General features: G+C 48.0%; 18 protein-coding genes. 13 read left to right on the forward strand and 5 right to left on the reverse strand.

The genetic code is table 11. From position 1 onward, the window contains the following. Positions 1 to 224: 224 nt before the first annotated feature. From JWH17_RS11545 to JWH17_RS11570, 6 genes are all read left to right on the forward strand, one after another. Positions 225 to 1262 (forward strand): TRAP transporter substrate-binding protein, encoded by a 1038-nt coding sequence (locus tag JWH17_RS11545; protein WP_205222779.1) that lies wholly within the window; start codon positions 225 to 227, stop codon positions 1260 to 1262. A 233-nt stretch (positions 1263 to 1495) separates the two neighbouring features. After that, complete coding sequence (locus JWH17_RS11550) at positions 1496 to 2002, forward strand: TRAP transporter small permease (protein WP_205222780.1); 507 nt, start codon at positions 1496 to 1498, stop codon at positions 2000 to 2002. After that, a complete protein-coding gene (locus JWH17_RS11555; RefSeq protein WP_205222781.1) occupies positions 1999 to 3276 on the forward strand; it encodes a TRAP transporter large permease in 1278 nt (425 codons plus the stop codon). The genes JWH17_RS11550 and JWH17_RS11555 overlap by 4 nt, the downstream gene beginning before the upstream one ends. A gap of 12 nt (positions 3277 to 3288) precedes the next feature. After that, positions 3289 to 4662 (forward strand): FAD-binding oxidoreductase, encoded by a 1374-nt coding sequence (locus tag JWH17_RS11560; protein ID WP_205222782.1) that lies wholly within the window; start codon positions 3289 to 3291, stop codon positions 4660 to 4662. Continuing rightward, positions 4659 to 5891: a (Fe-S)-binding protein gene (locus JWH17_RS11565; RefSeq protein WP_205222783.1), complete on the forward strand. Its 1233-nt coding sequence runs from the start codon at positions 4659 to 4661 to the stop codon at positions 5889 to 5891. The genes JWH17_RS11560 and JWH17_RS11565 overlap by 4 nt, the downstream gene beginning before the upstream one ends. Positions 5892 to 5950: 59 nt before the next feature. Continuing rightward, the gene (locus JWH17_RS11570) at positions 5951 to 6517 is read left to right on the forward strand and encodes a helix-turn-helix domain-containing protein (RefSeq protein ID WP_205222784.1); all 567 of its coding nucleotides are present in this window, start codon (positions 5951 to 5953) and stop codon (positions 6515 to 6517) included. Positions 6518 to 6520: 3 nt separating this feature from the next. Here the strand turns inward: JWH17_RS11570 and JWH17_RS11575 are convergent, their stop codons facing one another. Continuing rightward, a complete protein-coding gene (locus tag JWH17_RS11575) occupies positions 6521 to 7354 on the reverse strand; it encodes an HAD family hydrolase (protein ID WP_205222785.1) in 834 nt (277 codons plus the stop codon). Positions 7355 to 7703: 349 nt separating this feature from the next. Here JWH17_RS11575 and JWH17_RS11580 point away from each other — a divergent pair, with 349 nt between their 5' ends. Further along, positions 7704 to 8573, forward strand: a complete 870-nt coding sequence (locus tag JWH17_RS11580; RefSeq protein ID WP_205222786.1) for a tetratricopeptide repeat protein — start codon at positions 7704 to 7706, stop codon at positions 8571 to 8573. A gap of 71 nt (positions 8574 to 8644) precedes the next feature. Here JWH17_RS11580 and JWH17_RS11585 read toward each other — a convergent pair whose 3' ends face one another. Next, positions 8645 to 9178, reverse strand: a complete 534-nt coding sequence (locus JWH17_RS11585; RefSeq protein WP_205222787.1) for a hypothetical protein — start codon at positions 9176 to 9178, stop codon at positions 8645 to 8647. Positions 9179 to 9526: 348 nt separating this feature from the next. On the opposite strand from JWH17_RS11585, the gene JWH17_RS11590 reads away from it, so the two are divergent. The 5 genes from JWH17_RS11590 (at position 9527) to hypD (ending at position 15713) form a co-directional block, all read left to right on the forward strand. Next, positions 9527 to 10810 (forward strand): DUF401 family protein, encoded by a 1284-nt coding sequence (locus JWH17_RS11590; protein WP_205222788.1) that lies wholly within the window; start codon positions 9527 to 9529, stop codon positions 10808 to 10810. A 61-nt stretch (positions 10811 to 10871) separates the two neighbouring features. Continuing rightward, the gene (locus tag JWH17_RS11595; RefSeq protein ID WP_205222789.1) at positions 10872 to 11336 is read left to right on the forward strand and encodes an NfeD family protein; all 465 of its coding nucleotides are present in this window, start codon (positions 10872 to 10874) and stop codon (positions 11334 to 11336) included. Next, entirely contained in the window at positions 11336 to 12283 is a 948-nt protein-coding gene (locus JWH17_RS11600) for an SPFH domain-containing protein (protein ID WP_205222790.1), read from the forward strand. The genes JWH17_RS11595 and JWH17_RS11600 overlap by 1 nt, the downstream gene beginning before the upstream one ends. Before the next feature lie 164 nt (positions 12284 to 12447). After that, positions 12448 to 13350 carry a glycyl-radical enzyme activating protein gene (locus JWH17_RS11605; RefSeq protein WP_205222791.1) on the forward strand — a complete coding sequence of 301 codons (903 nt, stop codon included), beginning with the start codon at positions 12448 to 12450 and terminating at the stop codon, positions 13348 to 13350. Positions 13351 to 13352: 2 nt separating this feature from the next. Continuing rightward, the gene (gene hypD, locus JWH17_RS11610; protein WP_205222792.1) at positions 13353 to 15713 is read left to right on the forward strand and encodes a trans-4-hydroxy-L-proline dehydratase; all 2361 of its coding nucleotides are present in this window, start codon (positions 13353 to 13355) and stop codon (positions 15711 to 15713) included. A gap of 23 nt (positions 15714 to 15736) precedes the next feature. On the opposite strand, the gene ilvY is transcribed toward hypD, so the two are convergent. Then, positions 15737 to 16624, reverse strand: a complete 888-nt coding sequence (gene ilvY / locus JWH17_RS11615; RefSeq protein WP_205222793.1) for an HTH-type transcriptional activator IlvY — start codon at positions 16622 to 16624, stop codon at positions 15737 to 15739. A gap of 169 nt (positions 16625 to 16793) precedes the next feature. Between ilvY and ilvC the strand changes: the two genes are divergently transcribed. Further along, the gene (gene ilvC, locus JWH17_RS11620; protein WP_205222794.1) at positions 16794 to 18266 is read left to right on the forward strand and encodes a ketol-acid reductoisomerase; all 1473 of its coding nucleotides are present in this window, start codon (positions 16794 to 16796) and stop codon (positions 18264 to 18266) included. 91 nt (positions 18267 to 18357) lie between these two features. Here the strand turns inward: ilvC and JWH17_RS11625 are convergent, their stop codons facing one another. Together JWH17_RS11625 and JWH17_RS11630 are read right to left on the reverse strand one after the other, a co-directional pair. Then, positions 18358 to 21957, reverse strand: coding sequence for a bifunctional proline dehydrogenase/L-glutamate gamma-semialdehyde dehydrogenase (locus JWH17_RS11625; RefSeq protein WP_205222795.1), 3600 nt, complete (start codon positions 21955 to 21957; stop codon positions 18358 to 18360). Positions 21958 to 22255: 298 nt separating this feature from the next. Then, positions 22256 to 22978: a FadR/GntR family transcriptional regulator gene (locus JWH17_RS11630; protein WP_205222796.1), complete on the reverse strand. Its 723-nt coding sequence runs from the start codon at positions 22976 to 22978 to the stop codon at positions 22256 to 22258. Between the last annotated feature and the right edge of the window lie 344 nt (positions 22979 to 23322).

Here is a 23322-nt window from a genome sequence, read left to right on the forward strand (position 1 = left end):
TCTCGTGTTAAGTCACCTCCTGAGCACATTTCTGCATAAATTTTTTCAATGTGGCAACGAGTGCAACCAAAAAGCGGCGTTTCTTGGCTAGGTAATCCGCTCTAAAGATTAATTGCAGGATTTAGGTACTATGATTCACTACCAAAAACTTTGAACCTGCCACCGCCTGAACTGATGAGAAATCCGGGTAGCTAACTCCCTATTTACAAACGAACGAGACTGTCATGAAAAACAACCTTGCTGGAACACTTACCACTCTACTTGTCTGCGCAATAGCCGTAACCCTGCTAACGGAATTTCCGTCGCCGGCAGAGGCTGCAGTTAAATTTGGCCATGTAGCGCCTCCCTTTCATGGTCAATCAAAGGGTGTCGATGCCTTTGCCGCGTATGTAAAAGAAAAGACTGATGGCAGAATAGACATTGCCACCTTTCCGGCCGGGCAACTGGGCGGGGAGCGCTCCATGGCTGAGCAGGTACAAAGCGGTACCCTCCAGATGGCGACCATAACTACCGCTGTAATGCAAAACTTTGTCCCCCAGTCAGCGGTTATGGATCTACCCTTCCTTTTCCCCAACCGGGCAACGGCCTATGCGACCCTTGACGATGAGGAATTACAGGAAAAATTCTTCTCCTATTTCCCTAAAAAAGGATTCATTGCCATTGGCTGGACAGAAAATGAGATTCGTGACTTCTCCAATAGCATCCGTCCGGTTCGAACCCCCGAAGATATAAAGGGATTGAAGGTACGGGTCATGAACTCTCCTGTTTACCTGGACACCTTCAAACAGCTGGGAGCTTCACCGGTGGGCATACCCTTTCCGGAAATCTACAATGCCCTGCAGACCGGGGTTATCGATGCCCAGGAAAATCCAATTCTCACCACGGTGCTCGCCAAATTTAGTGAAGTCAATAAGTATATCACCCTTACCCAGCATACGGTCACAGAGTGCGTTATCATCGTCAGCATTGATTACTGGGAAACACTCTCTGCCGGCGATCAGCAAATTTTTCGTGATGCCGCAAAAATAGCCATTAAAACCAACCGGGCGGTCAATGCAGAGTTGCACCAAAAGCTTCCTAAAAGCGGCATATCCATTGAACAGTATGCCAAACAAAACGGGGTCGAGATCATCTCCCTTACCCCCCAGGAACGTGAACAGTTTCGCAAAGCCATGCTGCCGGTGTGGGAAAAATACAGAAAAAAAATCGGCAATGAGCTGTTTAACCTGGTGCAGGAAAAAATAAAGGCTCACAAACAATAACTAACAACAGCGTAAAACAATTCCGATGGCCCAGGTTTTTCTTTTCCTGGGCCATATTTATGAGTCTGTTGATTTAATAGGATTTTCGTTCAAGATCGAGGCATGTTGTAAAAATAACCACAGGCATATAATTGATATTCCGAGGATTATTTTTTCAGCATAACGAAAAGATTGGGCGAAAAGACAGTAAATCAACTGGCTCATTTATTAAAAGATGTCCTGGAGTAGATACAGTGGCCGTTAAGAAATTCGGGGCATTGCTTAATCGCCTGGAAGACACCGTTCTGGTGTGGACAATCCTTGGTCTGGCAATTCTAGGCTTTGTCCAGGTCGTGACCAGATATGTATTTAACTACAGTTTTACCTGGTACGAAGAGTTGGGACGCTACCTGGGAGTGTTTATCACCTTTCTTGGCGCAGCTATCGGGGTCAAAACCGGCAGCCATTTCACCATGGACCTTTTGGTCACAAAACTCGCAAAACCATGGCAGCAATTCCTGCAATGTGCCACCTCGATCCTGTCAGGCAGTTTCTGTCTCATGGTTGTCTATTACTCCTTTAAGATCGTCATCCGCATGCACGGATATGAAACGACGTCGCCGACCATGGAGATACCAATGTATCTCGCCTACCTGCCAATCCCTGTTTTTTCTCTGATAATGGGCTTTCGTTTTTATACAGCTGCAGTTCTCTTCTTACTTGAACTGAAAAAGGAACACATACAGAGAGAAAAAATATGATTGCCATTATCTGTGCCTGCTTTGCGGTCCTTTTAGTGGCCGGGGTTCCCATTGCCATCATCTTAGGGATAACCACAGCCCTCTCTCTGACACTCTTTACCAGTACTCCGCTCCATATCATCGCCCAGCAATTGTTCAATGCACTGGACAAGTTTGTTCTCCTTGCAGTCCCTTTTTTCATTCTTGCCGGATCCATTATGACCCATGGCGGGATTGCACGACGTCTCATAGCATTTGTCAATGCCCTGGTGGGGTGGTTTCCAGGTGGCCTGGGTATGGCAGGCATCCTTGGCTGTATCTTTTTTGCAGCCATCTCCGGTTCGTCACCAGCCACTGTAGTAGCGATCGGCTCGATCATGATCCCGGCGCTCATCAAGGCCGGTTATGAGGAAAAGTTCTCCCTTGGCCTGATAACGGTCTCTGGTTCTCTAGGTATAGTTATCCCTCCCTCCATCCCCATGATCCTCTATTGCCTGGTGATGAATGTGTCTGTAGCCGAGATGTTCATGGCCGGAGTGATACCGGGAATGCTTATCGGGTGCGCATTGATTGCGTTTACCTATATCATTGCCAAGCGTTGTAACTGGAGAATTGAAAAAAAAGCATCCCTTACCGATATAGTAACCGCCGGCAAGCAAGGTTTCTGGGCCTTACTGTTGCCCTTGGTAGTCCTTGGCGGGATTTATTCAGGCCTGTTTACACCCACCGAGGCGGCTGCAGTCAGCGTAGTGTATGCCCTGTTTATTGAACTTTTTGTCTACAAAGAGTTCACATGTCGTGAAATAACTAGTATCTGCCGGCAGGCCGCTGTCCTGTCCGCTTCGCTGTTGTTTATTTTAGCCTGTGCCATGACCTTTCTCTGGCTGCTCACAGCAGAACAAGTCCCGCAGCAACTGGCAGACATCATTATCAACCACATTCACAGCCCGTGGATGTTTCTCTTGTGTGTCAATCTGCTGTTTCTGATCCTCGGCTGCTTTATGGATGATGTGAGCGCAATGCTCATCCTGGCTCCCCTTTTTTACGAGACCTTGAATCGCTATGAGATTGACCTGGTACACTTCGGCATCGTGATGATACTCAATATTCAAATGGGCATGCTCACCCCACCTTTTGGACTCAATCTTTTTGTAGCGTCCGGGCTCACCAAACGACCGCTGGTAACCATTGCCCGAGGTGTTCTTCCCTTTTTAGGGATCATGCTGCTCTGCCTGATACTGGTGACATATATTCCCAGTATCTCGTTGTTTCTCCCCAATCTGTTGCTCCGCTGATAAGGATCGCCAATGCTCTCGGAAAATATCAAAAACCAATTGGTCGCTGTAGTCGGTAAGGACCGGTTCGTCGATGAAATCGAAATACTTTTCTGCTACTCCTATGATTCTTTTCTGGAAGAATCCCTGCCCGAGGTGGTGCTGTTTCCACAAACCACCGAAGAGGTCTCCGCTATTCTGAAGATTGCATCAGCAGAGGCCATCCCGGTAACCGCACGAGGGGCAGGAACAAGTGTTTGCGGAGCGCCGATACCGGTAAAAAACGGAATCGTGCTTTGCTTTTCCAAAATGAATAAAATCATTGAGATCAACACTCGTGACCGGTATGCCATTGTCCAGCCAGGGGTTATTAACGGAGACTTGCAGCGCGCGCTGACCCCTTTTGGTTTTTTCTTCCCACCCGACCCAGGTTCTATGGAATTCTCGACCCTGGGGGGCAATGTCGCCCTGAATGCCGGGGGACCACGCTGCCTGAAGTACGGTGTAACCGTTGATTATGTGCTGGGAATGCAAGTAGTCCTTGCTTCTGGAAAAATTATCCGGTTTGGCAGCCGAAATATAAAAGATGTCAGCGGCTACAAGCTCTCCGCCCTCTTCTGCGGCTCAGAAGGCACCTTGGGCATGGTCACCGAGATCATTCTTCGGGTTATTCCGGCCCCTGAAACCACCCAAACCTTGCTCGTCACCTTTGATGATCTGGACAACACTGCCCAAGCAGTCTCTGATATCATCGGCTCGGGCATTTTACCGGTTTCCATGGAGCTCATGGATAAAATGACCTTGAATGCCATCGAGGACTCCGTCCCGCTTGGCCTCCCCAGGGAAGCAGAAGGGTCGCTGCTGATTGAAGTGGATGGCATAAAAGAAGCCTGTGACCGGGAACGGGAACGTATTGTGGCTAAGGTTCAAAAACATGGAGCCGTGTCTGTGCAGCAGGCGCAATCAAGTGAAGACCGGGACCGCCTCTGGGCGGCAAGAAGAGCAGCTTATGGCGTGTTTGCCAAAATTGCGCCGGACATTCTTTCCGAGGACGTCACAGTACCGGTGAGCCGGGTACCGCAGATGATTAAAAAAATTAATGCAATCACCTCCCATTACAAGCTCAAATCAGGAGTGCTTGCCCATGCAGGAGATGGCAACATGCACCCATTGATCTGTGCGGACCGAAACAATAGTGAAGAATGGGAACGGGTAGAAAAAGCATTCCGTGAAATCTTTGCAGCTGCCGCAGAACTCAACGGGACGCTTTCCGGTGAACATGGAATAGGTCTTGCCAAGGCTCCCTTCATGCCGCTGATCATGGATGACGATACCCAGGACTTTATGAAAGTCATTAAAGAAGCTGTTGATCCCGGCCAGATACTGAACCCTGGTAAATTCGTATGAACCTTGAAAAAGGCGGTACCTGCGGGAAGTGCGGCATATGTTTAACGGTCTGCCCTGTTTTTAAGGTACTCAAAGAAGAACAGGCCTCGCCACGAGCCCGCATTCAGCTTATTAAGGCCTTTACAGACAACAAACTCACCTCCTCTCCCCTGCTCAAAGAGCTGGTCAGCAAATGCCTGATGTGTGGTAATTGTGGCGCCATCTGTCCTTCCGGCGTGGATCATGAATCCCAATTTATGGAAATGCGCTCCCGGCTCAGCAAGCAGCAGGGCGAACGACTCGAAATAAAAGGGCTTGTGTATCTCCTGGCCAGGGAGCAACGTTTGCGGTTGGCTGCAGGCGTAGCCCGTCTCGGACAGGAAATACTCCCGGATTCTTTTCAAAGAACACACGACCTGGGCAATATCCCAATCCGCAAATACCCCAGGCTCAACCGCAAACCTTTCAGAAAAACCGTTCCCGAGATCAATCCACCAAAAGGCAAACCAAGGGGAACGGTACTTTATTTTACCGGCTGTGCAACCAACCACCTCTATTCTGAAACAGGGGAGGCCACCCTGCACCTGCTCACGAGCATGGGCTACACGGTGATCATCCCTCAAAAGCAAACCTGTTGCTCCATCCCCATGTTGTTGCACGGCGGGGAGGCCCAGGCACAACAAAACATTCAACAAAACATTGACTGTCTGCACCAACAGGACGTTGAAGCAATTATCGTTGACTGCCCGACCTGCGGCGCTGCCCTGAAAAACAAATTTCCTGCCATGATGCGAAAATACGACCGGGAGGACGGCCCCGCAATGGAGGTAAGCGCCAAGGTTGTTGACCTGATGTCTTTTGTGTACGAGCGTCTCGATCAGCTGGACAGAAAAAAAACAGCCACAAAACTTACCGGGCAAAAGCCGGTTACCTACCATACTCCCTGCCACCTGAAAAACAACTTCACCTCAGCAGCACGGGTTTTAGAGACGATACCCGAGATAGAGTACCATCCTGCTGCAGACAGCACAGCCTGTTGCGGCGGCGGCGGCACCTTCTTTTATGAATATCCGGAAGTCTCAGCAAAGATGGGACGTTCAAAAATTGAGAATGCCCGCAAAACCGGCGCAAAAATATGGCTGACAGACTGCCCGGTTTGCCGCCTCAACCTTTCCGGTCAGCTCGATGATGGCGATACCATTACCATGATGCACCCGGCCATGTACCTTGCCAAGCTTTTGGACGTATAACCTAAATCCTGCAATTGCCAAGTTTGCCGAAGGTGCGAGGCTGCGTACGATTAAAAACCATGGACGAAAAAACAATCGCTGAAAACATTCAGCACTCCCGCAAGCAGCAAAAGATGACCCTCCAGGAACTGGCCGACAAAACCGGCCTGACCAAGGGATATCTATCCAAAATAGAACGATCCAAGAAAGCACCGCCCTACTCGACTCTCAACAAAATTACATGTGCCCTGGGGGTGGAAATAACTGATATCTTTCAGAAAGACATTGGCACCACCCAAGAAAAACCTATTGTAATCGGCAAAAAAACGGAAGGCAGGATCATCCGTGAAAGCTCCCGCTATGTCGGCTACGACTACATGGTTCTGGCTGCTGATAAACCAGGCAAAAACATGGAGCCCTTTTTCATTTTTGCGCCGTTTGAATTTCCCCAGATGTTTCGCCATGAAGGCGAAGAGTTTATCTATGTGCTGGAAGGCACCATGGAATTTAAATATGGCGAAAAAACCTACATTATGGAAGCAGGAGACCACTCTTATTTTGATTCCCGTACTCCACATACCGGACGCAGCATCGGTGACAAACGGGCTAAACTGATGGTTGTAATTTACTTTTACAAGCGCAGGTAACCTTTACCCTGAAGTAAATGCGTTGCCTACAAGAGCATGATACACACCATGCTCATCATTTGATGGGGTCAACAGATATCTTTCCAAGAGTTCTTGAGGTGCATTGGCCACCACATAACTCAGCCGAGTAAAATCGAGCAAGTCTATATCGTTATAATCATTACCAATGCCTATTGTTCGATCAACGCTAAGATCAAGATATTCACACAGCCACCTTGCTGCAGCACCCTTTGACACACCAGGAGGATAAATCTCCAACCAGATGGAACAATGATCAAGAGGGGAGGTGGCCCGGATCACCTGGAATTGATCAAAACAGGCCGCAACCCTGTGAAAAAGAGAAGGATCATCTGGGAGTATAGCAATAATCTGCGCCGAACGTGCAGGCAACTCAGAGTTGCACCTTAACGGCCTGCAAAAATCCTGATAAGCTTCTATCCTTCTCTGGAAATCAGGATTGTTATTACCGCTCTGATGATAAACAAAATGATGGTTCTCCGGGACCTGGCCATGGACCATAAAGTCAAGCCCCTGGGCCATCAACCGACTGCTTATGGTCTGGATATCACTGTTGGTAAAGGGTCGGCAAAAAAGGAGTTGTCGAGTCCGCATTTCCACGATACCGGCTCCGGAAGAAACAATCAGATAATCAGCCGGAAAATCATCGGCAAGAACCTTTTGCAGGGAAAAATAAGACCTGCCGGTGGCAATTACCCTTAATACACCTCTGGCTTTCAATGCATGAAAGAGGTCAAGCGTTTGCCTGCTGACCTGTTTTGCAGAGTTTAACAGGGTTCCATCCAGGTCGGTAAAAACGATATCAAAATTCTCTGCCATATCTCCTCGTTAAAAACACGATAGAAAAAATCCTATGGGCATCTGGAGTAAATCAGCAACGAAAATTAACATGCTCCCAGCCAGGCTGCAACACCTTAGCCCGAGCCGGCTGCTCCTGTACGCCAGCTTTCCTCGTTCCGATAAAGACTTTCCAGTAAGTGATCAGCGAAACATTAACAAATCCCTTTTACAACGTGCTTGCCCATTGGGTTCAATTTTGGTAGAGAGACTCTCTTTTTTTCGACACTATCAATTCTTACAATTGCAGCTCTGAAAATACATAATTTTAGATGGTAGTTGTTTAATAACCAAATACATTCATTGCCTCAAGTTAACCTGAGATTATCCCATGAAATTCCACTCCATTCTTCTTGCACTGCTTACTGTTTGCACCTTAACTCTGGACCCTGCAAAGGCTGTGGAGGAACAAACCGCAGCACCCGAGCCTGAATTTACTAAACCGCTATATAAACCATTTATTGAAAGATACGTTTTAGATGAACTGAAACAGCTCAGAATAGGCCAGCAAGAACTGGAAGTACGGGTCACGGAAAAAGTGGCAGGAGCCAAACTGGAGGCTTCTGACCGGGCGATTCGCTACACTGCAGATACCACTAACAATATTTTTTACATTATCACTGCTGCGGCAACCATGCTGGTGCTCTTTGGCTGGAAATCAGTACGCGATGTGCGGGCTTCAATGGAAGACATTACCACTAAAAAGATTTCGGAACTGGTTGAGGAATATGAAAAACGACTGGCGGAAATCGAGAAAAAAATGAGAAAACGCTCTGAACAAATCCTGACCAACCAGGAACAAATTGCCCTGACAAATAATATCCACTCGTTATGGATGAGGGCCGGCCTGGAAAAAAGTGAACAGGAAAAAATCAACATTTACGATCAAATTCTTGAGCTACGACCAGATGATGTCGAGGTTCTGACCTATAAAGCAGATGCCCTGCTTGAAATCGGTGAAAAAAAGTGGGCCTTATCCCTGGCTAATCAAGCACTGGAACATGACAACGAATACTCACTGGCCTATTGGCAACGTGCATGCGCTAAATCGGAAATTGGCTTTGTGGACGAGGCAGTAGAGGACCTGGAAACGGCCATTGACCTTTCTGATACGTTAAAAGAAGAAGTCGCAGAAGAAAAATCATTCAAAAACTTAGCAGGCAATAAAAAATTTGAACAGATTCTCAACAGTGCCGGGTAAGGGGTTCCCCAGCTGATTGTGCAACCGTAGAGCCCATTTCCGGTACAGGTATTCTTGAGCTACTGTACACTTTATTGCTTCTTCCTGAATGCGCTAAGTTTGTTTTTATATCCTTCAGCATCTCCGTATTCGAGAAATGAATGATATCTTGAGTGGGGATCCCTTGTTTTTTTTGCATGCTTTATCGGGCACCAGAATTCTTCAGTTTTTGAACCAATTTCGAGTGCATAGGAAAGAAGCCCATTTGCGTAGCCGCAGTATATGCAGTTGGCTTTTTCTATCATATTGAGGTAGGCAAGGTGCTGCCTGTCAACTATAACGTATTCACTTCTCTTCACTTTTTTAATCTTATAAACAGGGAAACAGATAAACTGGTAGAGTGTCAGGACTAGGTCGAGCAAAAAAAGCGGAAGCGCTAGTGAGTAAATGACGGGGCTGGTCAGGACAAACAGGAAATTTGAATCACTGAAATAATGGTACACATTTTCTTTCAAAGCCTTATGGGTGGCCAGTGCCCCCTCCTGAAAACGTATTTTTCCACGTTCTACCCTGTATCTAAACTGTTGCTGGATATTGCTTAGCTCATTTTCAAGCTCAAGGGACAATTCGTTTTCCAACTCTTTGATACGCGAAATGAGTTCATCAATTCGTTTCATCATGGTTCCCTCGATAAAGGTGTTGATAATGAGCGTCCGTTATAGTGCATAAACCAGGACATCTCCATGTTTCATCATAGCAAAATTTGCAGCCGGATAACAGCAAGCAGCAACCTGTGTGAGAAGAAAAGTAATAATTGCCGCTACCCGTAGCTGGTCTTTTGTTCTTCACTTCTCTGTCAGAGCCCAAGTGACAACAGGCATGTTCCCTTGTATAGTCACGGCCTGGCTAGAGCTCGGAACATATTTATTTTTTTTGCTGTCCCACATTTACACGCATCCTTAAAAGAGCAAAACATGCATGGAATCATCACGCTCCTTCCTTTTCTTAAAATTCTCAGTACATTTATTCTCATCCTGGTCTGTATTCGCTTAAAGCTTGGTCTCTGGCTGTCTGTGCTCGGCGGCGCCCTTTCAATCGCACTCCTCTTTGGACTTGGTGCAGGGGAATGGCTGCAAGTCAGTGTTGCCGCTCTCGGCAAAGAAAAATTCCTCTTTCTGGTGTCCATTGTCGGCCTCATCCTTATACTTTCCGACGGACTTGAGCGATCGGGACAGTCGCAAAGACTGATGGACGCCCTTTCCGGATACCTCCACGACAATCGGCTGCGTCTTATATTTTTTCCTGCACTGATAGGTCTGCTGCCCATGCCCGGCGGAGCTGTTTTTTCCGCCCCTATGGTCAAGGCAGTATCAGCGGATATGCCTATTCAGAATATTGACCGCGCAATCATAAATTACTGGTTCCGCCATGTGTGGGAACTTGCATGGCCGCTTTATCCAGGAATAATCTTGACCGTGGCCCTTGCCGAGATCCCCCTCTCAGCTTTTATCTCCAAAAGCTGGCCAGGTGTGGTTGCCATGTTTTTGTTCGGCTGGCTTTTCCTCCTCCGCCCAGCTACTCGGGGTAAATATTTTTCCGAAAACACAGTCGATGTCACCAAAGAGCGCAACATCAAGCGGGTACTCAAAGAGGCGACGCCATTGCTCATTGCCATAGTAGGGGCAATCGGTCTTGAGAGCATCCTTGCCCGGTTCGCACACCATATCCCCTTTGAATGGGGGGTACTGGCAGCCCTCTGTGTAGCGGCTATGAGCGTTATGATGCAGAATAATCTTCGTGGTGATTACCTTGTTCACATCCTCACCAAAAAAAGCCTCTGGTCAATGCTTGCTGTTATTGCTGCTATTTTCATTTTCAAGGACACCATGCAGGCCGCAGGAGTGGTCGAAGCAATGGCCGAAGCGAGTGGTGAAAAGGCAGCCCTCTTTGCAGCAGCCATTCTCCTTCCCTTTCTGGTCGGGATGGTCTCCGGAATCAATGTTGCCTTTGTCGGGGCGACCTTTCCCCTCCTGCTTGGTCTGCTTGAAATTATGCACCTGCAGCATCAAAGCGTACCTTACCTTATTCTTGCCACTTTCAGTGGTTTTACCGGGGTTATGATTTCCCCCATCCATATCTGCTTTATGCTCACCTGTGAATACTTTGCAACCGACCTAGTTGCCACCTGGAAAAAACTGGTCCTTCCCTGTACCGGTTTTGCACTAACCGGCATTGGCTTATTTTTCATTCTTATTTGATAATATCACACGTGCTGTGATATTCTGTATAGAAAACACAGCTCATCCAAGGAGTTCCGTTATGATTGACTTGCCCATTTCACCAGTACTGGTCTGGTTTTTGATAGGCATTGCCTTTTATGGCATTGAACTGGCGCTACCAGGCTTTGTAGTTTTCTTTTTTGGTATTGGTGCGTGGTGCACGGCTCTTTGCGTGTATATATTTGATGTATCTTTGGCGACTCAACTTGTGCTCTTCCTGACGACTTCCGTTCTTTCTCTTCTCGTGCTTCGCTCATACCTGCAAAATGTCTTTTTAGGAGGCGCAAAGGAGGAAGAAGATAGCCTTAATCTCAATTCCGCTCCCTCGAATGGGACAGTAACAGAAGAAATAATTCCACCGGCAGAGGGTAAAGTTAAATATGCGGGTTCTTTCTGGCGAGCTTCAGCAGAAGAATATATTGCTGTCGGCACGGTGGTCCGGATAGTCGAACAACACGACCTTCTGGTAAAAGTTTGTCCTATAACTCAACAAGGAGAAGAATAATGGATAATATGCTCGTTGGTGTTGGAGTGCTGGTTGCTTTTGTTATTGTTGTCTTAGTGAAAACAGCTGTCGTAGTCCCACAGCGTAGTGAATTTGTGATCGAACGGCTGGGAAAATATAGAACAACTCTGGAAGCTGGTTTCCACATCCTCATTCCTTTCTTGGACAAGGTGGCATACAAACGAAGTCTTAAAGAAGAGCCTATTGATATTCCGGCACAAACCTGTATCACCTCAGACAACGTTACCATGGAGGTTGACGGGGTCCTCTACCTTCAAGTCGTTAACACCAAACAATCTGCCTATGGTATTGATAACTATCATTTTGCGGCAGCTCAACTTGCTCAGACAAGTCTTCGTTCGGCCATTGGTAAAATTAGTCTTGATAACTCCTTCGAGGCCAGGGAAGTGTTGAACCAGCAAGTGGTTAATGCTCTGGATGAGGCTGCCCAGAATTGGGGGGTCAAGGTGCTTCGTTACGAGATAAAAGACCTGCAGCCGCCACGATCCGTGCTTGATGCCATGGAAAAACAGATGAAGGCGGAACGGGAAAAACGCGCAGATATTGCCAGATCAGAAGGGGAACGCCAATCATTGATCAACCGAGCCGAGGGAGAAAGGGCTGAGGCAATTGCTCTGTCTGAAGGTGAAAAAATGAAAAGAATCAACGAGGCAGAGGGGCGTGCCGAAGAGATACTCAAAGTTGCCGAAGCAACTGCTGCGGGTCTTCGCAGTGTCGCCGAGGCATTAAGCGCCCCTGGCGGTCATGAAGCAGCTAACCTGGATGTTGCCAAAAAATATTTGGAAGAGTTCGGAAAACTGGCCAAGGAAAATAATACCATGATCGTACCCGGCAACCTCACCGATGTCTCTTCCATGGTTGCTACCGCCATGTCTACTCTTGATCATACCAAAGTGAAAAAGGCTGCAGAAAAAACAACCGCCTGATTTGTCCCCCTCCCTTCTCTTATAGTACAAGACTCTCCTGCCCAAGGGCCTTTTAGAAAAAAGGCCCTTTTCCTTTCCTTTACTTGTATTTACATCAGCTCTATGATGATGTATATTTACGCCACTTCAGTAAGAATAGTTTTCATTACCACCATAACAGATCGATGCAAGGAACAATTTTTGCCATAAAACGTTATGCACTGCATGACGGGCCCCATATACGAACGACTATATTTCTGAAAGGGTGTCCGCTTTTCTGCAGATGGTGTCATAACCCTGAAGGAATCAGTCCGCAGCCACAACTCGTGTGGTCTGCTGACCGATGTATCGGGTGCAGTACGTGTATAACAGCCTGTCCACACGAGGCATTACACTTGACCAACGAACAGGTGCGACGTGATGTTGATCGCTGTGACGGTTGCGGTGAATGTGTCCGCCTTTGCCCGGCTCTGGCGCATGAAGCAAATGGGTGGCAGGCAACTGTTGACGAGGTCGTAACAGAGATTAAAAAAGATATTCCTTTTTTTGATCAATCAGGTGGCGGCGTCACTTTTTCAGGCGGCGAGCCCCTGATGCAGCCCACATTCCTCCTTGCCCTGCTTCAAGAAGCCGGAACACTTGGCATCCATCGCGTAGTAGATACCTCAGGTTATGCTGAACGAGAAGTGATCAGCACCGTTGCCGAGCATACCGACCTGTTTTTATATGACATCAAACACATGGACAACAACAAGCACCGTCTATACACAGGGGTGGACAATCGAAGCATCTTAGACAACCTCCGGTACTTGCATAACAAGGGGGCAAAAGTCCAGGTCCGGTTACCGCTTATACCCGGAATTAATGACGATCATGAAAATATTGTCCAAACCGGTACCTTTCTCCGTGGCCTGCCCGAAATAAACGGGCTTGATGTACTGCCATACCATCCCTCTGCTAAGGCTAAATACAACAAACTGCATCTCAACTACCCTGGCGAGCACATCCAGGTCGCAGACCAAGCATACATTCAGGAAATCGTTCATAACCTTGAGCAATTTGACCTGTCAGTTCGAATAGGTGGATAACCATGAACCAACGCATTGAACAGCTACGAAAAGAAAGTTTTGAAGCACGACCTACCATCTCCATTGAAAGAGCATTGTTGGAGACAGCGTTCTACCGCGAAAACAACGGCAAATATTCACAACCGGTTTTGCGGGCCCTGTTTTTCAAACATTTATGCGAAAACAAGACGCTTTATATCGGTAAACACGAACTGCTGGTAGGTGAACGCGGACCGGCCCCCAAAGTTGTGCCAACCTTTCCCGAACTGACGTGCCATTCCGCTGACGATTTACAGGTCCTCAACAACAGGGCCATGACCAATTACGATGTCAGCCAACAGGATATAACGATTTATGAGCAAGAGGTCATTCCCTACTGGCAGGGACGCTCAATGCGGGACAGAATATTCAGTAATGTTCCCCAACAATGGAAAGACGCGTATGAATGCGGCCTTTTTACCGAGTTCATGGAACAACGGGCTCCGGGGCACACGGCTCTTGACGGTTCCATCTACCACTATGGTATGCTTGGCCTCAAAGAACGAATTGCAGATCGCATTAAACGGCTTGACTACCAAAACGACCCTGAGGCAGCTGACCGCTTTGAACAGCTCACAGCCATGGATATCGCCTGTGACGCTGTCATTCTCTTTGCCCACCGTCATGCACAACTTGCAGAAAAACTAGCCGCCAAAGAGCAAGATACAGTTCGTAAACAGGAATTACTCACCATTGCCCAGGTCTGCCGCAGGGTTCCTGAGTATACACCACAAACCTTCCATGAAGCGATCCAGATGTACTGGTTCACCCACCTTGGTACCATAACCGAACTCAACGGATGGGATGCCATGTCACCGGGTCACCTTGACCAGCACCTTGCCCCTTTTTACGAAAAAGAGCTGGCAGAGAACACGCTCACCCGTGAACAGGCAAAAGAACTCCTGGCCTGCCTCTGGATTAAAATCAACAACCAGCCTGCCCCGCCAAAAGTTGGAGTTACAGCCAAGGAAAGTGGTACTTACAACGATTTTACCCAGATCAACCTTGGCGGACTGCTCAAAAATGGGAGCGACGGAACCAATGAGGTTTCCTATATTGCTCTGGAAGTGGCTGACGAATTGCACTTGCTCCAACCGCAACCCTCAGTACACATAAGCAGCAAGACGCCGGACCATTTTCTCAAGGCTGCCTCGCGGGTAATCCGCAAAGGCTATGGCTATCCATCCATTTTTAACACCGACACCGTTATTATGGAACAGGTGCGGGTGGGTAAATCCATTGAAGACGCGCGTGAAGGCGGCACCAGCGGTTGTATCGAAACCGGTGCATTCGGCAAGGAGGCCTATATCCTTACCGGGTATCTTAATGTGCCGAAAATCCTTGAAATAACCCTAAACAATGGACGAGATCCATTAACCGGCAAGCAGGTTGGTTTACAAACAGGCGATCCCAGAGCATTTATTTCCTACGAGGCGCTCTACGATGCCTTCACTCAACAACTGGAACACATCGTCGCCCTCAAGATAGAGGTAAATAATTATATCGAACGAATGTATGCCAAGTATTCTCCGGCACCTTTTTTGTCTGTGGTCATCAACGACTGCATTGAAAAAGGCAAGGACTACTACGACGGTGGCCCGCGCTATAACACCAATTATATCCAATGTTGCGGCATCGGGACCATCACCGACAGCCTGTCGGCAATTAAAACCCATATCTTTGAACAAAAAACTTTTTCCTGGGAGCAACTGCTTGACGCCCTGGCCAATAATTTCGCAGACAATGAACCGCTTCGACTGACCCTGTGGAACAGGACTCCCTTTTTCGGTAATGATGATGATCGGGCAGATACTATCATGCAACAAATATACAACAGCCTGTTCACCGCCATTGACGGTAAGCCCAATACCAAGGGAACGGAGTATCACCTCAACATGCTTTCCACCACCTGTCATGTCTATTTCGGAAAAATGCTCGGTGCCACACCCAACGGCAGGTTTGCCCATCAACCCGAGTCCGACGGCACGTCTCCCTCCCATGGAGCAGACCGAAAGGGACCGACAGCGGTGGTTAAATCTCTGAGCAAAATGGACCAATCAAAATCCGGCGGCACCCTGCTCAACCAGCGTTTTCTGCCCAGCGTGCTCGCCAGTGAACAGGATCTTGACAAACTCTGCGGCCTTGTCCGCTCCTATTTCAATCTGGGTGGGCACCATGTTCAGTTCAATGTGGTCGATACCGCAACCCTTCGAAAAGCGCAACAGACCCCGGATGAGTATCGAAACCTGCTGGTCAGAGTTGCTGGATACAGTGACTACTTTGTCGATCTTGATCTCGACCACCAGGAAGAAATCATCAAACGAACCGAGCAAGAGCTATATTAACCAGTAATCCTAAAGCGGAGCCCCTACATAGAGCGTTCTCCCTTCTGTACTGTGGACCAGAATGCCTTGATCAAAGGATTATCCATGTTCTTTTTCGCCGTGCAAACACCGATGGTAAAAGGTGTCAAGATGGGTGCATTTTCCAGAGTAACAACTTCATGGTGGATCAGGCTTTTCTCCAGGACAAGCTTTGGAATTACCCCTACCCCGTACCCCAGCCCAACCATGGTCAACAGGGCCTCGTTTCCCGCAACCTGGGCATACACATTGGGTTGTATACTGTTTTCCCGAAACCATTTGTCCATCCGCACCCTGCTCAACCCTTTTTCCGGGAGGATGAGAGGTGTGCTTTCCCAGTCAATTTCCCCCTCTCTATAAACAATAAGCTCCTGGTGACCTGCAGGAGCGACAAACACCAACGGTGTCCTGATGATCTCAATGAAGGTTATAGAGGCGGGAAGTTTTTCCGGCAGCGCCGCAATGGTTACATCAGCGGCCTTATTTTGTAATTGATCCAAAGCCATGGCCGCATCTCCTGTCTGCAGATGGAGTTGGATTCCTGGAAAATGGGCCCTGAACGTCTTGAGTATTGCCGGCAAAATACCATTGGCCGCGGTCACAGAACAGTAAAGGGAGATATTTCCCCGCAGTTCCACCTCTGCGGCCAACCTGTTTTGCAGCGCATTCCACCGCTGTTCCGTTTCCTCAGCATACTCCTTAAAGAGCACACCCGCCGGCGTGAGTGATACGGACCGCCTGTCCCTGCGAAACAGCTGTTTTCCTACTTCCGCCTCTAGACGCTGCACCAGGCGGGTGAGGGTTGAAGGCGTCATATGGTACGCCCTGCTGGTTTTACCAAAATGAAGTGATGCAGCCAGCGAATTAAATATCTTTATGCTTCTAATATCCATGGCAGAGTACAAGATGTGTGCTTAGTATACTGATACTTTTCAATAACCGTGTGTTGCCATAAAAGCAACACAGAATTGCAATCAATTCACTTTCCGCAACAGCAAATTGCATATATGTTATGCACAAAATATAACGTGAACTCAAACTGAAAGAATAAGGAGATTGAAAATGGGAGAAAATTATTTTAACACCCTGCCACTGCGCCTGCAGCTCGAGGAACTTGGCAAATGCCGTTTTATGGATGCCTCGGAATTTGAAGGTGTAGGTAAACTGCAAGGCAAAAAAATTGTTATTGTCGGCTGTGGTGCTCAGGGACTCCACCAAGGGCTCAACCTGCGTGACTCCGGTCTTGATGTTTCCTATGCTCTGCGCGACAGTGCCATTGAAACCAAGCGTCAGTCCTGGAAAAATGCCACTGAAAACGGCTTTGCTGTGGGTAATTACGATGCAATGATCCCTACCGCTGACCTGGTGATCAACCTTACCCCGGATAAACAGCACACCAACGTTGTCTCTTCTGTAATGCCGCTCATGAAAGAAGGGGCCTGCCTTTCCTATTCCCACGGTTTTAATATTGTCGAAGAAGGTATGCAAATCCGGGAAGACCTGACAGTTATCATGGTTGCCCCAAAATCTCCAGGAACAGAAGTACGCGAGGAATACAAGCGCGGCTTCGGCGTTCCCACCCTGATTGCAGTGCACCGTGAAAATGACCCTAAGGGTGAAGGCTGGGATATCGCCAAAGCCTATGCCTGTGGCATTGGTTCCGACAAAGCAGGCGTACTCCAGTCATCTTTTGTGGCAGAGGTTAAATCCGACCTCATGGGCGAACAAACCATTCTTTGCGGCATGCTCCAGGTCGGTTCTCTCCTCTGTTTCGATAAAATGATCGAACAGGGCATGGATGCCGGATATGCCTCTAAATTGGTTCAAATCGGATGGGAAACCGTCACCGAAGCACTGAAGCATGGCGGTATTACCAACATGATGGACCGATTGTCCAACCCGGCAAAAATCAAGGCCTACTATCTTGCCGAAGATATCAAAGAAATTCTTACCCCCCTCTTTGAGCAGCACATGGACGATATCATGTCCGGCACCTTCTCCTCCACCATGATGGAAGACTGGGCTAATGACGATGCCAATCTGCTCAAATGGCGTGCCGAAACCAGTGAGACTGCCTTTGAAAAAGCCGTTTCCACTGATGCTGCAATCAACGAGCAGGAATACTTTGACAATGGCATCCTGATGGTAGCCATGATCAAGGCAGGGGTTGAGCTGGCTTTTGACACCATGGTCTCTGCCGGCATCAAGGAAGAGTCAGCCTACTACGAGTCACTCCATGAGACACCACTCATTGCCAATACCATTGCCCGTAAAAAACTTTACGAGATGAACGTAGTCATCTCCGATACTGCTGAGTACGGCTGCTACCTGTTCAACCATCGCGCCCTGCCGTTATTGCAGGATTTCATGAAAGGTATCTCCACCGATGTCATCGGCAAAGGGCTGGATGTTACTGATAACGGTGTTGACAATATCGAGCTGATTAATGTGAACGAAGAGATTAGATTCACCCAGGTTGAAATGATCGGTGAAGAGCTGCGTTCTCACATGGGTGCGATGAAGCCAATCCTGTAATCCTCTCTATACTTTGCGCTGCTGCACAAGAAAACTCCCTTCAGCCAGAGGCTGAAGGGGGTTTTTCTTACCTCATAGAGTTTTTCATCCATCACTCAAAAGAGCGCCCCCCCAGATTGCCGTATCTGTGATAGTTATCACAGATGGACTGTTGCTGGAAATACTGGAGCAACTCCAGGCGCCCTTCCATAAACACCGGCGTCCTTGAAATATAAAAACCAATTTCGGCAGCAGCGGTAAATAATTCACCGGGCACCCGCTCCTGAGCAGCATACCGAATACGATCAATTGCCCCTATTCGCCCTGCCAATTCGCTATCGGTTTCCCGTAGTACCTTTACCTCCTGTAAAAGCTGCCGCCCATAATGAGTTTCAAGAAACCCGGTCACACTATTTTCCAACGAAGTAGGTAGGCTCAGCGTTGTCCTACAGCCTGCCACCCTGGACGCTGCAATGCGGGCAAACGTTTCAAACGCGGAGTCTTGCGGATGAACGCGAATCACCATATTGGTAATCGGCCGGTAGCGCAGAATATTATCCTGGCCCCGCAGATGAAAATAATCCTGCTCCTGACCAAAACGCGCTTCCATATTATAGAGATAGCTATTGACGGCACTGATCAATTTTTCCACGTCTTCTCTGATATCAGCCATTTTTCCCCACTGAATCAGCTGCCGCCACTCCTGCGCTAACTGCAACAACTGGTAATCTTGGCCGAGACGTTGCTCTGCAGGGTGTGCGACCTCTTCAACATGCATAAACTGGGCAACATAGTCAGGACTACCAGCCTTTATTCCCGGCCCCAGTGCGGATTTCCCCATTCCACCAAATGGCTGACGCAAAACAATGGCCCCGGTTGTACCGCGGTTAACGTACAGGTTGCCGGCAAAGATCTTCTCTTTCCAAATTTCCTGCTCCCGGTGATCCAGGGTTTCAATACCCGAGGTCAGGCCATACCCGGTCTGGTTAACCAGCGAGATGGCATGCTCCAGGTTATCGGCACGCATAACACCAAGCAGCGGTCCGAAAAACTCTGTCATGTGGGTGTAACTTCCCGGCTGCACGCCGTATTTAATCCCCGGAGACCAGATAAAGGGGTTGTCGTCAACCATTTCCGGTTCCAGTGCCCATTCTTCGCCGGATTCCAAGGTTGTCAACCCGCGCTTGAGATCTCCACTGGGCGGTTTAACCAGGGTTGCGATTTTGCTGCTGAACGTCCACGCAGGACCAACCTTCCAACTGGCCGCTGCATCTACCAGTTGCTGCCTGAAGTGCGGATCATCATAAATGGTCTTCTCCAGTACAAGCAGGCTGGTTGCGCTGCATTTCTGGCCGCAGTTACTGAAAGCTGAATGAATGACATTTTTAATGGCCTGGTCACGATCCGCCATATCGGTGACAATGGTAGCATTTTTACCGCCGGTTTCCGCTGCAAGATAGACTCCCGGCGTCTGCTTCAGAATCTGGAGACCTGTATCCGTCCCACCTGTGAGAATGATGAAGTCCACGTCCTCACTTGCCGTCAGTAGTGGGCCCACCTTTGCGCCGGAGCAGGGAACAAACTGGAGGGTATTCTTTGAAATGCCTGCACGCCAGAAGCACTGGCATAATTTCCATGCCGTCATCACCGCATCCGATGCAGGTTTAAATATCACCGTATTACCGGCTGCCAGCGCAGTCACCACTCCTCCGCAGGGGATGGCAATGGGAAAGTTCCAGGGAGAAATAACCAAACCAACGCCCCGGCCTTTGACTTCTATATTCTCCATATCGTCAAGTTGTCTTGCGGTCAGAGGATAATATTCTGCAAAATCAATAGCCTCAGACACCTCCACATCGCCTTCCGTAAAAATCTTTCCAGTGTCGCCGGCTGCCGTACCCAACAATTCTCCTCGAGCTGCCCGCAATTCAAAAGCAGCCTTGGAAAGCGCCTCATGCCGCTCCTTGGCAGATAATGCTCGCCAACCGTCAGGATCCTGCTTTGCCGTTTCAATGGCCTTATATGCGTCCTCTTTGTTTGCTAAAGCAAATTGGGCAACACACACCTGCTGCTGTGGATAGTTAGGATCAATCACATCCTTGATGTCACGACCCTCGTATACCTCCTCCCCGCCAATCACCACTGGAATCTGCAGAGGGGTATTGCCGGCTGATTGCTTATACTCCTCTCTGATACCCTCAGCCCACTTTCGATTGGCCGCCAGGGACCAATCAGTATCAGCCTCATTGACAAATCGGTTGGAAAAATACGTGGAAGCCGACTCGGAAAAGGTTTCCGTTGACCGGTCCTGGATCCGATTGGGTCCGTCCTGCGCTTGCTCTTGATACGAACAGGAGCGGAGGAAACTCTTTTTAAGATAGGTCCATTCGTTGGAGCCTACAGAAAGATCCGGTGAATAGCGTAAAAAGTTTTCCGGCGCAGTATTCTCATCCAGGCGGCGAATAAGGTAGGCAATGGCATTAATGAATTCATCTTTCGAGGCCACCGGGGCATAGAGCAACACGTCACCGTCCCCCTCACTCAGGGCCCTGCGCACATGATCAGCCATCCCTTCAAGCATCTCAAAATAGAAATAGGGATTCAGATTGTTTTTCTTGGCCAGTACAGCGGCATAGGCAAGTTCAAAAAGATTATGGGAAGCAACGCCAAGATTGACGGCTTTAATATTCTCTTCCTCCATGCCATAGGTAACCATCCGCTTGTAATTGGCATCCACCTCAAGCTTGTTGTCGTACGGAGCAAGCGGCCAGTTAAAGAGAGCTGATTCAAGTTTTTCCATCTCCATATTAGCGCCTTTCACGATTCTCAACTTGACCGGCGCACCACCGTTTGCAACTCTCTCTTTAGCCCAGTCGGTCAGCTTTCGCTGCATCCCGAAACTGTCGGGCAGGTAGGCCTGGAGAACAATCCCACCGGAATAGTCTTTGAATTCTTCCTGACTCAACGTCTCAGTAAAAGCGGTATAGGTAATTTCCAGATCCCGGTACTCTTCCATATCCAGATTAACAAACTTAGGTACCTTGGTTCCATCGGGGCGCACAAAGTAATTAACCTTGGCTACTCGATAAATCGCAGCCAGTCTATCTTTTAAGATTGCAACAGTCTCGTCAAAGGCCAGAGAATTGATCTGGGAGTAGATGGTGGAAATTTTAATCGAAATATACTCAACATCCGGATCTTCCATATCTTTGATATAGGTTGCCAGACGATGGCCGGCTTCCTTTTCACCAAGAACAGCCTCACCGAGATGATTGATGTTCATCCGGATGCCCTGACCTTTGCGCTTCTGCAGGTGAGCATGCAACTCTTTATGCTCTCCAGGAATAATAGCTCGACTACTGCCTGCCCGCATCTGATCGATCATGGTCGGCACAGCCAGTGAAGAAAAATGTTTTCCCACCCCTTTAAACATCTGGATAAAAAGTTTTTCTATGCGACTGAAAAACTCGGGAACCCCTTCCTCATCAATCAGGTGGCTCATCTGATCTGCAACCCGCTTCGAGTTGTGCGATCGAAAACTCTGATCGATCATTTTACTGAGGAGTACCTTGTCATTAGGATTCGTCAGGAGCCTTTTCATCTGGTCCTGAATATGCTTCTCTTCCTTGGTTAACAGTTCATTGGCTCGGTTCTGCCATGATTCCGCCAATGCAACGGCCTGAGCATAGATTTCTTCATTGTGAGTAGCCATCCTGAAACTCCCTTCAGCTCTATACGGATTACAGTTAAATGGGTTAAACTAGCCCGACTTTCCCATAAAATTTTTAATTTTAAACTCAACCAATTGATATTATTGCTTAATGAGTAGTTGCATATTTGACAGTCTGTTTTTCGCTTTAAATCAAAAATTTTCCCCTTCGGGTCAATAAATTTTTTCGCAGGATCTGCGTTAGAAACCACTTGCGGTAGTTTACTATCGGAGTCTACGCTTACCTGCTGCGCGGCTTGTGCCTTGCCCTGCGAAAAACTTTATTGATGAGAAATCCGGTCTAGCGTTTCTTCTGTTTCATATATTCGGCAAAACGGCGTACATGCTTCTTTGCCATCCTGCTTGCAGTTTCACTGTCATGATTAGCAATTGCGTCAACAATAACGCGCAGATCCTGGTAGTTTTCCTCCAGTTCATGAGGCCCTACAAATAAAAACTTGTCATAGTACCGGCCAATATTTGTATGCACACTGGTGAGAACAAAACTATACAGTGGATTACCCGCAATTTTGGCAATGGCTTGATGGACTTTTTCATCCACGCGAACAAAGCTGCCCCATTCTTTTATACCCTGTTCACGGCATTTCCCGGCTTCTTCCATCAGTGCCTCAAGCTCTTTGCAGTCCAAAGCAGATGCCCGCTGTGCTGCCAACCCACTCACGGCGCCCTCCACTCCTTCACGAAATTCAGCCAAATGTTCCAGAGAAACAGCATCCGACTGAATGAGCATGGCAAGGTTTTCTGCGATAAGCTCAGCGTTGGCATCCTTGACAAACGCACCGCCGCCGGCACCAAGACGAATTTCAATAAGGCTCTTCTGCTCTAATATACGTAATGCTTCCCGCAAGGTTCCCCTGCTGGTCTGGAACATTTCACACAGGTGTCGCTCAGCAGGCAGCTTATTCCCCTTGGGTATTTCACCACTGAGAATGGCTGTCTGGATCTGATCCACGACATCCTGATAAACACGTTTTTGCTCGGCCTTATGGAAGATATTTTTCATTGGTTGCTTGACACAAGTAAAATTTTTTATAACATTATAATGGTTAAACCATTGATGTCAATGAAATGCGCCACCAATCCAGACAAAATGTTAGCAGGCGCAAGCAGTACTACAAAGTATTTGCCATAAGAATTGCTTCAGAAGCGCATAATCCGGTTTGAAAAAGAGGGGGTACCAACATCGGCGATGTTTCAACCAAAGTGACATATAGGCGAAATTGCAGGGGCACCCTGCTGATAAATTTATACAGCAAAAAAGTAAAGAATATAATATCAGTAGAGTCGCTGTATGCAGTTTACGACAACCTTTTAAGAGCAAAAAGCTTAAAAATCTGTAGGGAAGAC

Origin of the sequence: Desulfogranum marinum, from assembly GCF_016918565.1 — a bacterium.
GTDB classification, from domain to species: domain Bacteria; phylum Desulfobacterota; class Desulfobulbia; order Desulfobulbales; family Desulfobulbaceae; genus Desulfogranum; species Desulfogranum marinum.

Bases quoted from the DNA above. Each gene is read 5' to 3' on its own strand.
- JWH17_RS11545 (WP_205222779.1), top strand. From the start codon at position 225: ATGAAAAACAACCTTGCTGGAACACTTACCACTCTACTTGTCTGCGCA.
- JWH17_RS11555 (WP_205222781.1), top strand. From the start codon at position 1,999: ATGATTGCCATTATCTGTGCCTGCTTTGCGGTCCTTTTAGTGGCCGGG.
- JWH17_RS11560 (WP_205222782.1), top strand. From the start codon at position 3,289: ATGCTCTCGGAAAATATCAAAAACCAATTGGTCGCTGTAGTCGGTAAG.
- JWH17_RS11565 (WP_205222783.1), top strand. From the start codon at position 4,659: ATGAACCTTGAAAAAGGCGGTACCTGCGGGAAGTGCGGCATATGTTTA.
- JWH17_RS11570 (WP_205222784.1), top strand. From the start codon at position 5,951: ATGGACGAAAAAACAATCGCTGAAAACATTCAGCACTCCCGCAAGCAG.
- JWH17_RS11575 (WP_205222785.1), bottom strand. From the start codon at position 7,354: ATGGCAGAGAATTTTGATATCGTTTTTACCGACCTGGATGGAACCCTG.
- JWH17_RS11580 (WP_205222786.1), top strand. From the start codon at position 7,704: ATGAAATTCCACTCCATTCTTCTTGCACTGCTTACTGTTTGCACCTTA.
- JWH17_RS11590 (WP_205222788.1), top strand. From the start codon at position 9,527: ATGCATGGAATCATCACGCTCCTTCCTTTTCTTAAAATTCTCAGTACA.
- JWH17_RS11595 (WP_205222789.1), top strand. From the start codon at position 10,872: ATGATTGACTTGCCCATTTCACCAGTACTGGTCTGGTTTTTGATAGGC.
- JWH17_RS11600 (WP_205222790.1), top strand. From the start codon at position 11,336: ATGGATAATATGCTCGTTGGTGTTGGAGTGCTGGTTGCTTTTGTTATT.
- JWH17_RS11605 (WP_205222791.1), top strand. From the start codon at position 12,448: ATGCAAGGAACAATTTTTGCCATAAAACGTTATGCACTGCATGACGGG.
- hypD (WP_205222792.1), top strand. From the start codon at position 13,353: ATGAACCAACGCATTGAACAGCTACGAAAAGAAAGTTTTGAAGCACGA.
- ilvY (WP_205222793.1), bottom strand. From the start codon at position 16,624: ATGGATATTAGAAGCATAAAGATATTTAATTCGCTGGCTGCATCACTT.
- ilvC (WP_205222794.1), top strand. From the start codon at position 16,794: ATGGGAGAAAATTATTTTAACACCCTGCCACTGCGCCTGCAGCTCGAG.
- JWH17_RS11625 (WP_205222795.1), bottom strand. From the start codon at position 21,957: ATGGCTACTCACAATGAAGAAATCTATGCTCAGGCCGTTGCATTGGCG.
- JWH17_RS11630 (WP_205222796.1), bottom strand. From the start codon at position 22,978: ATGAAAAATATCTTCCATAAGGCCGAGCAAAAACGTGTTTATCAGGAT.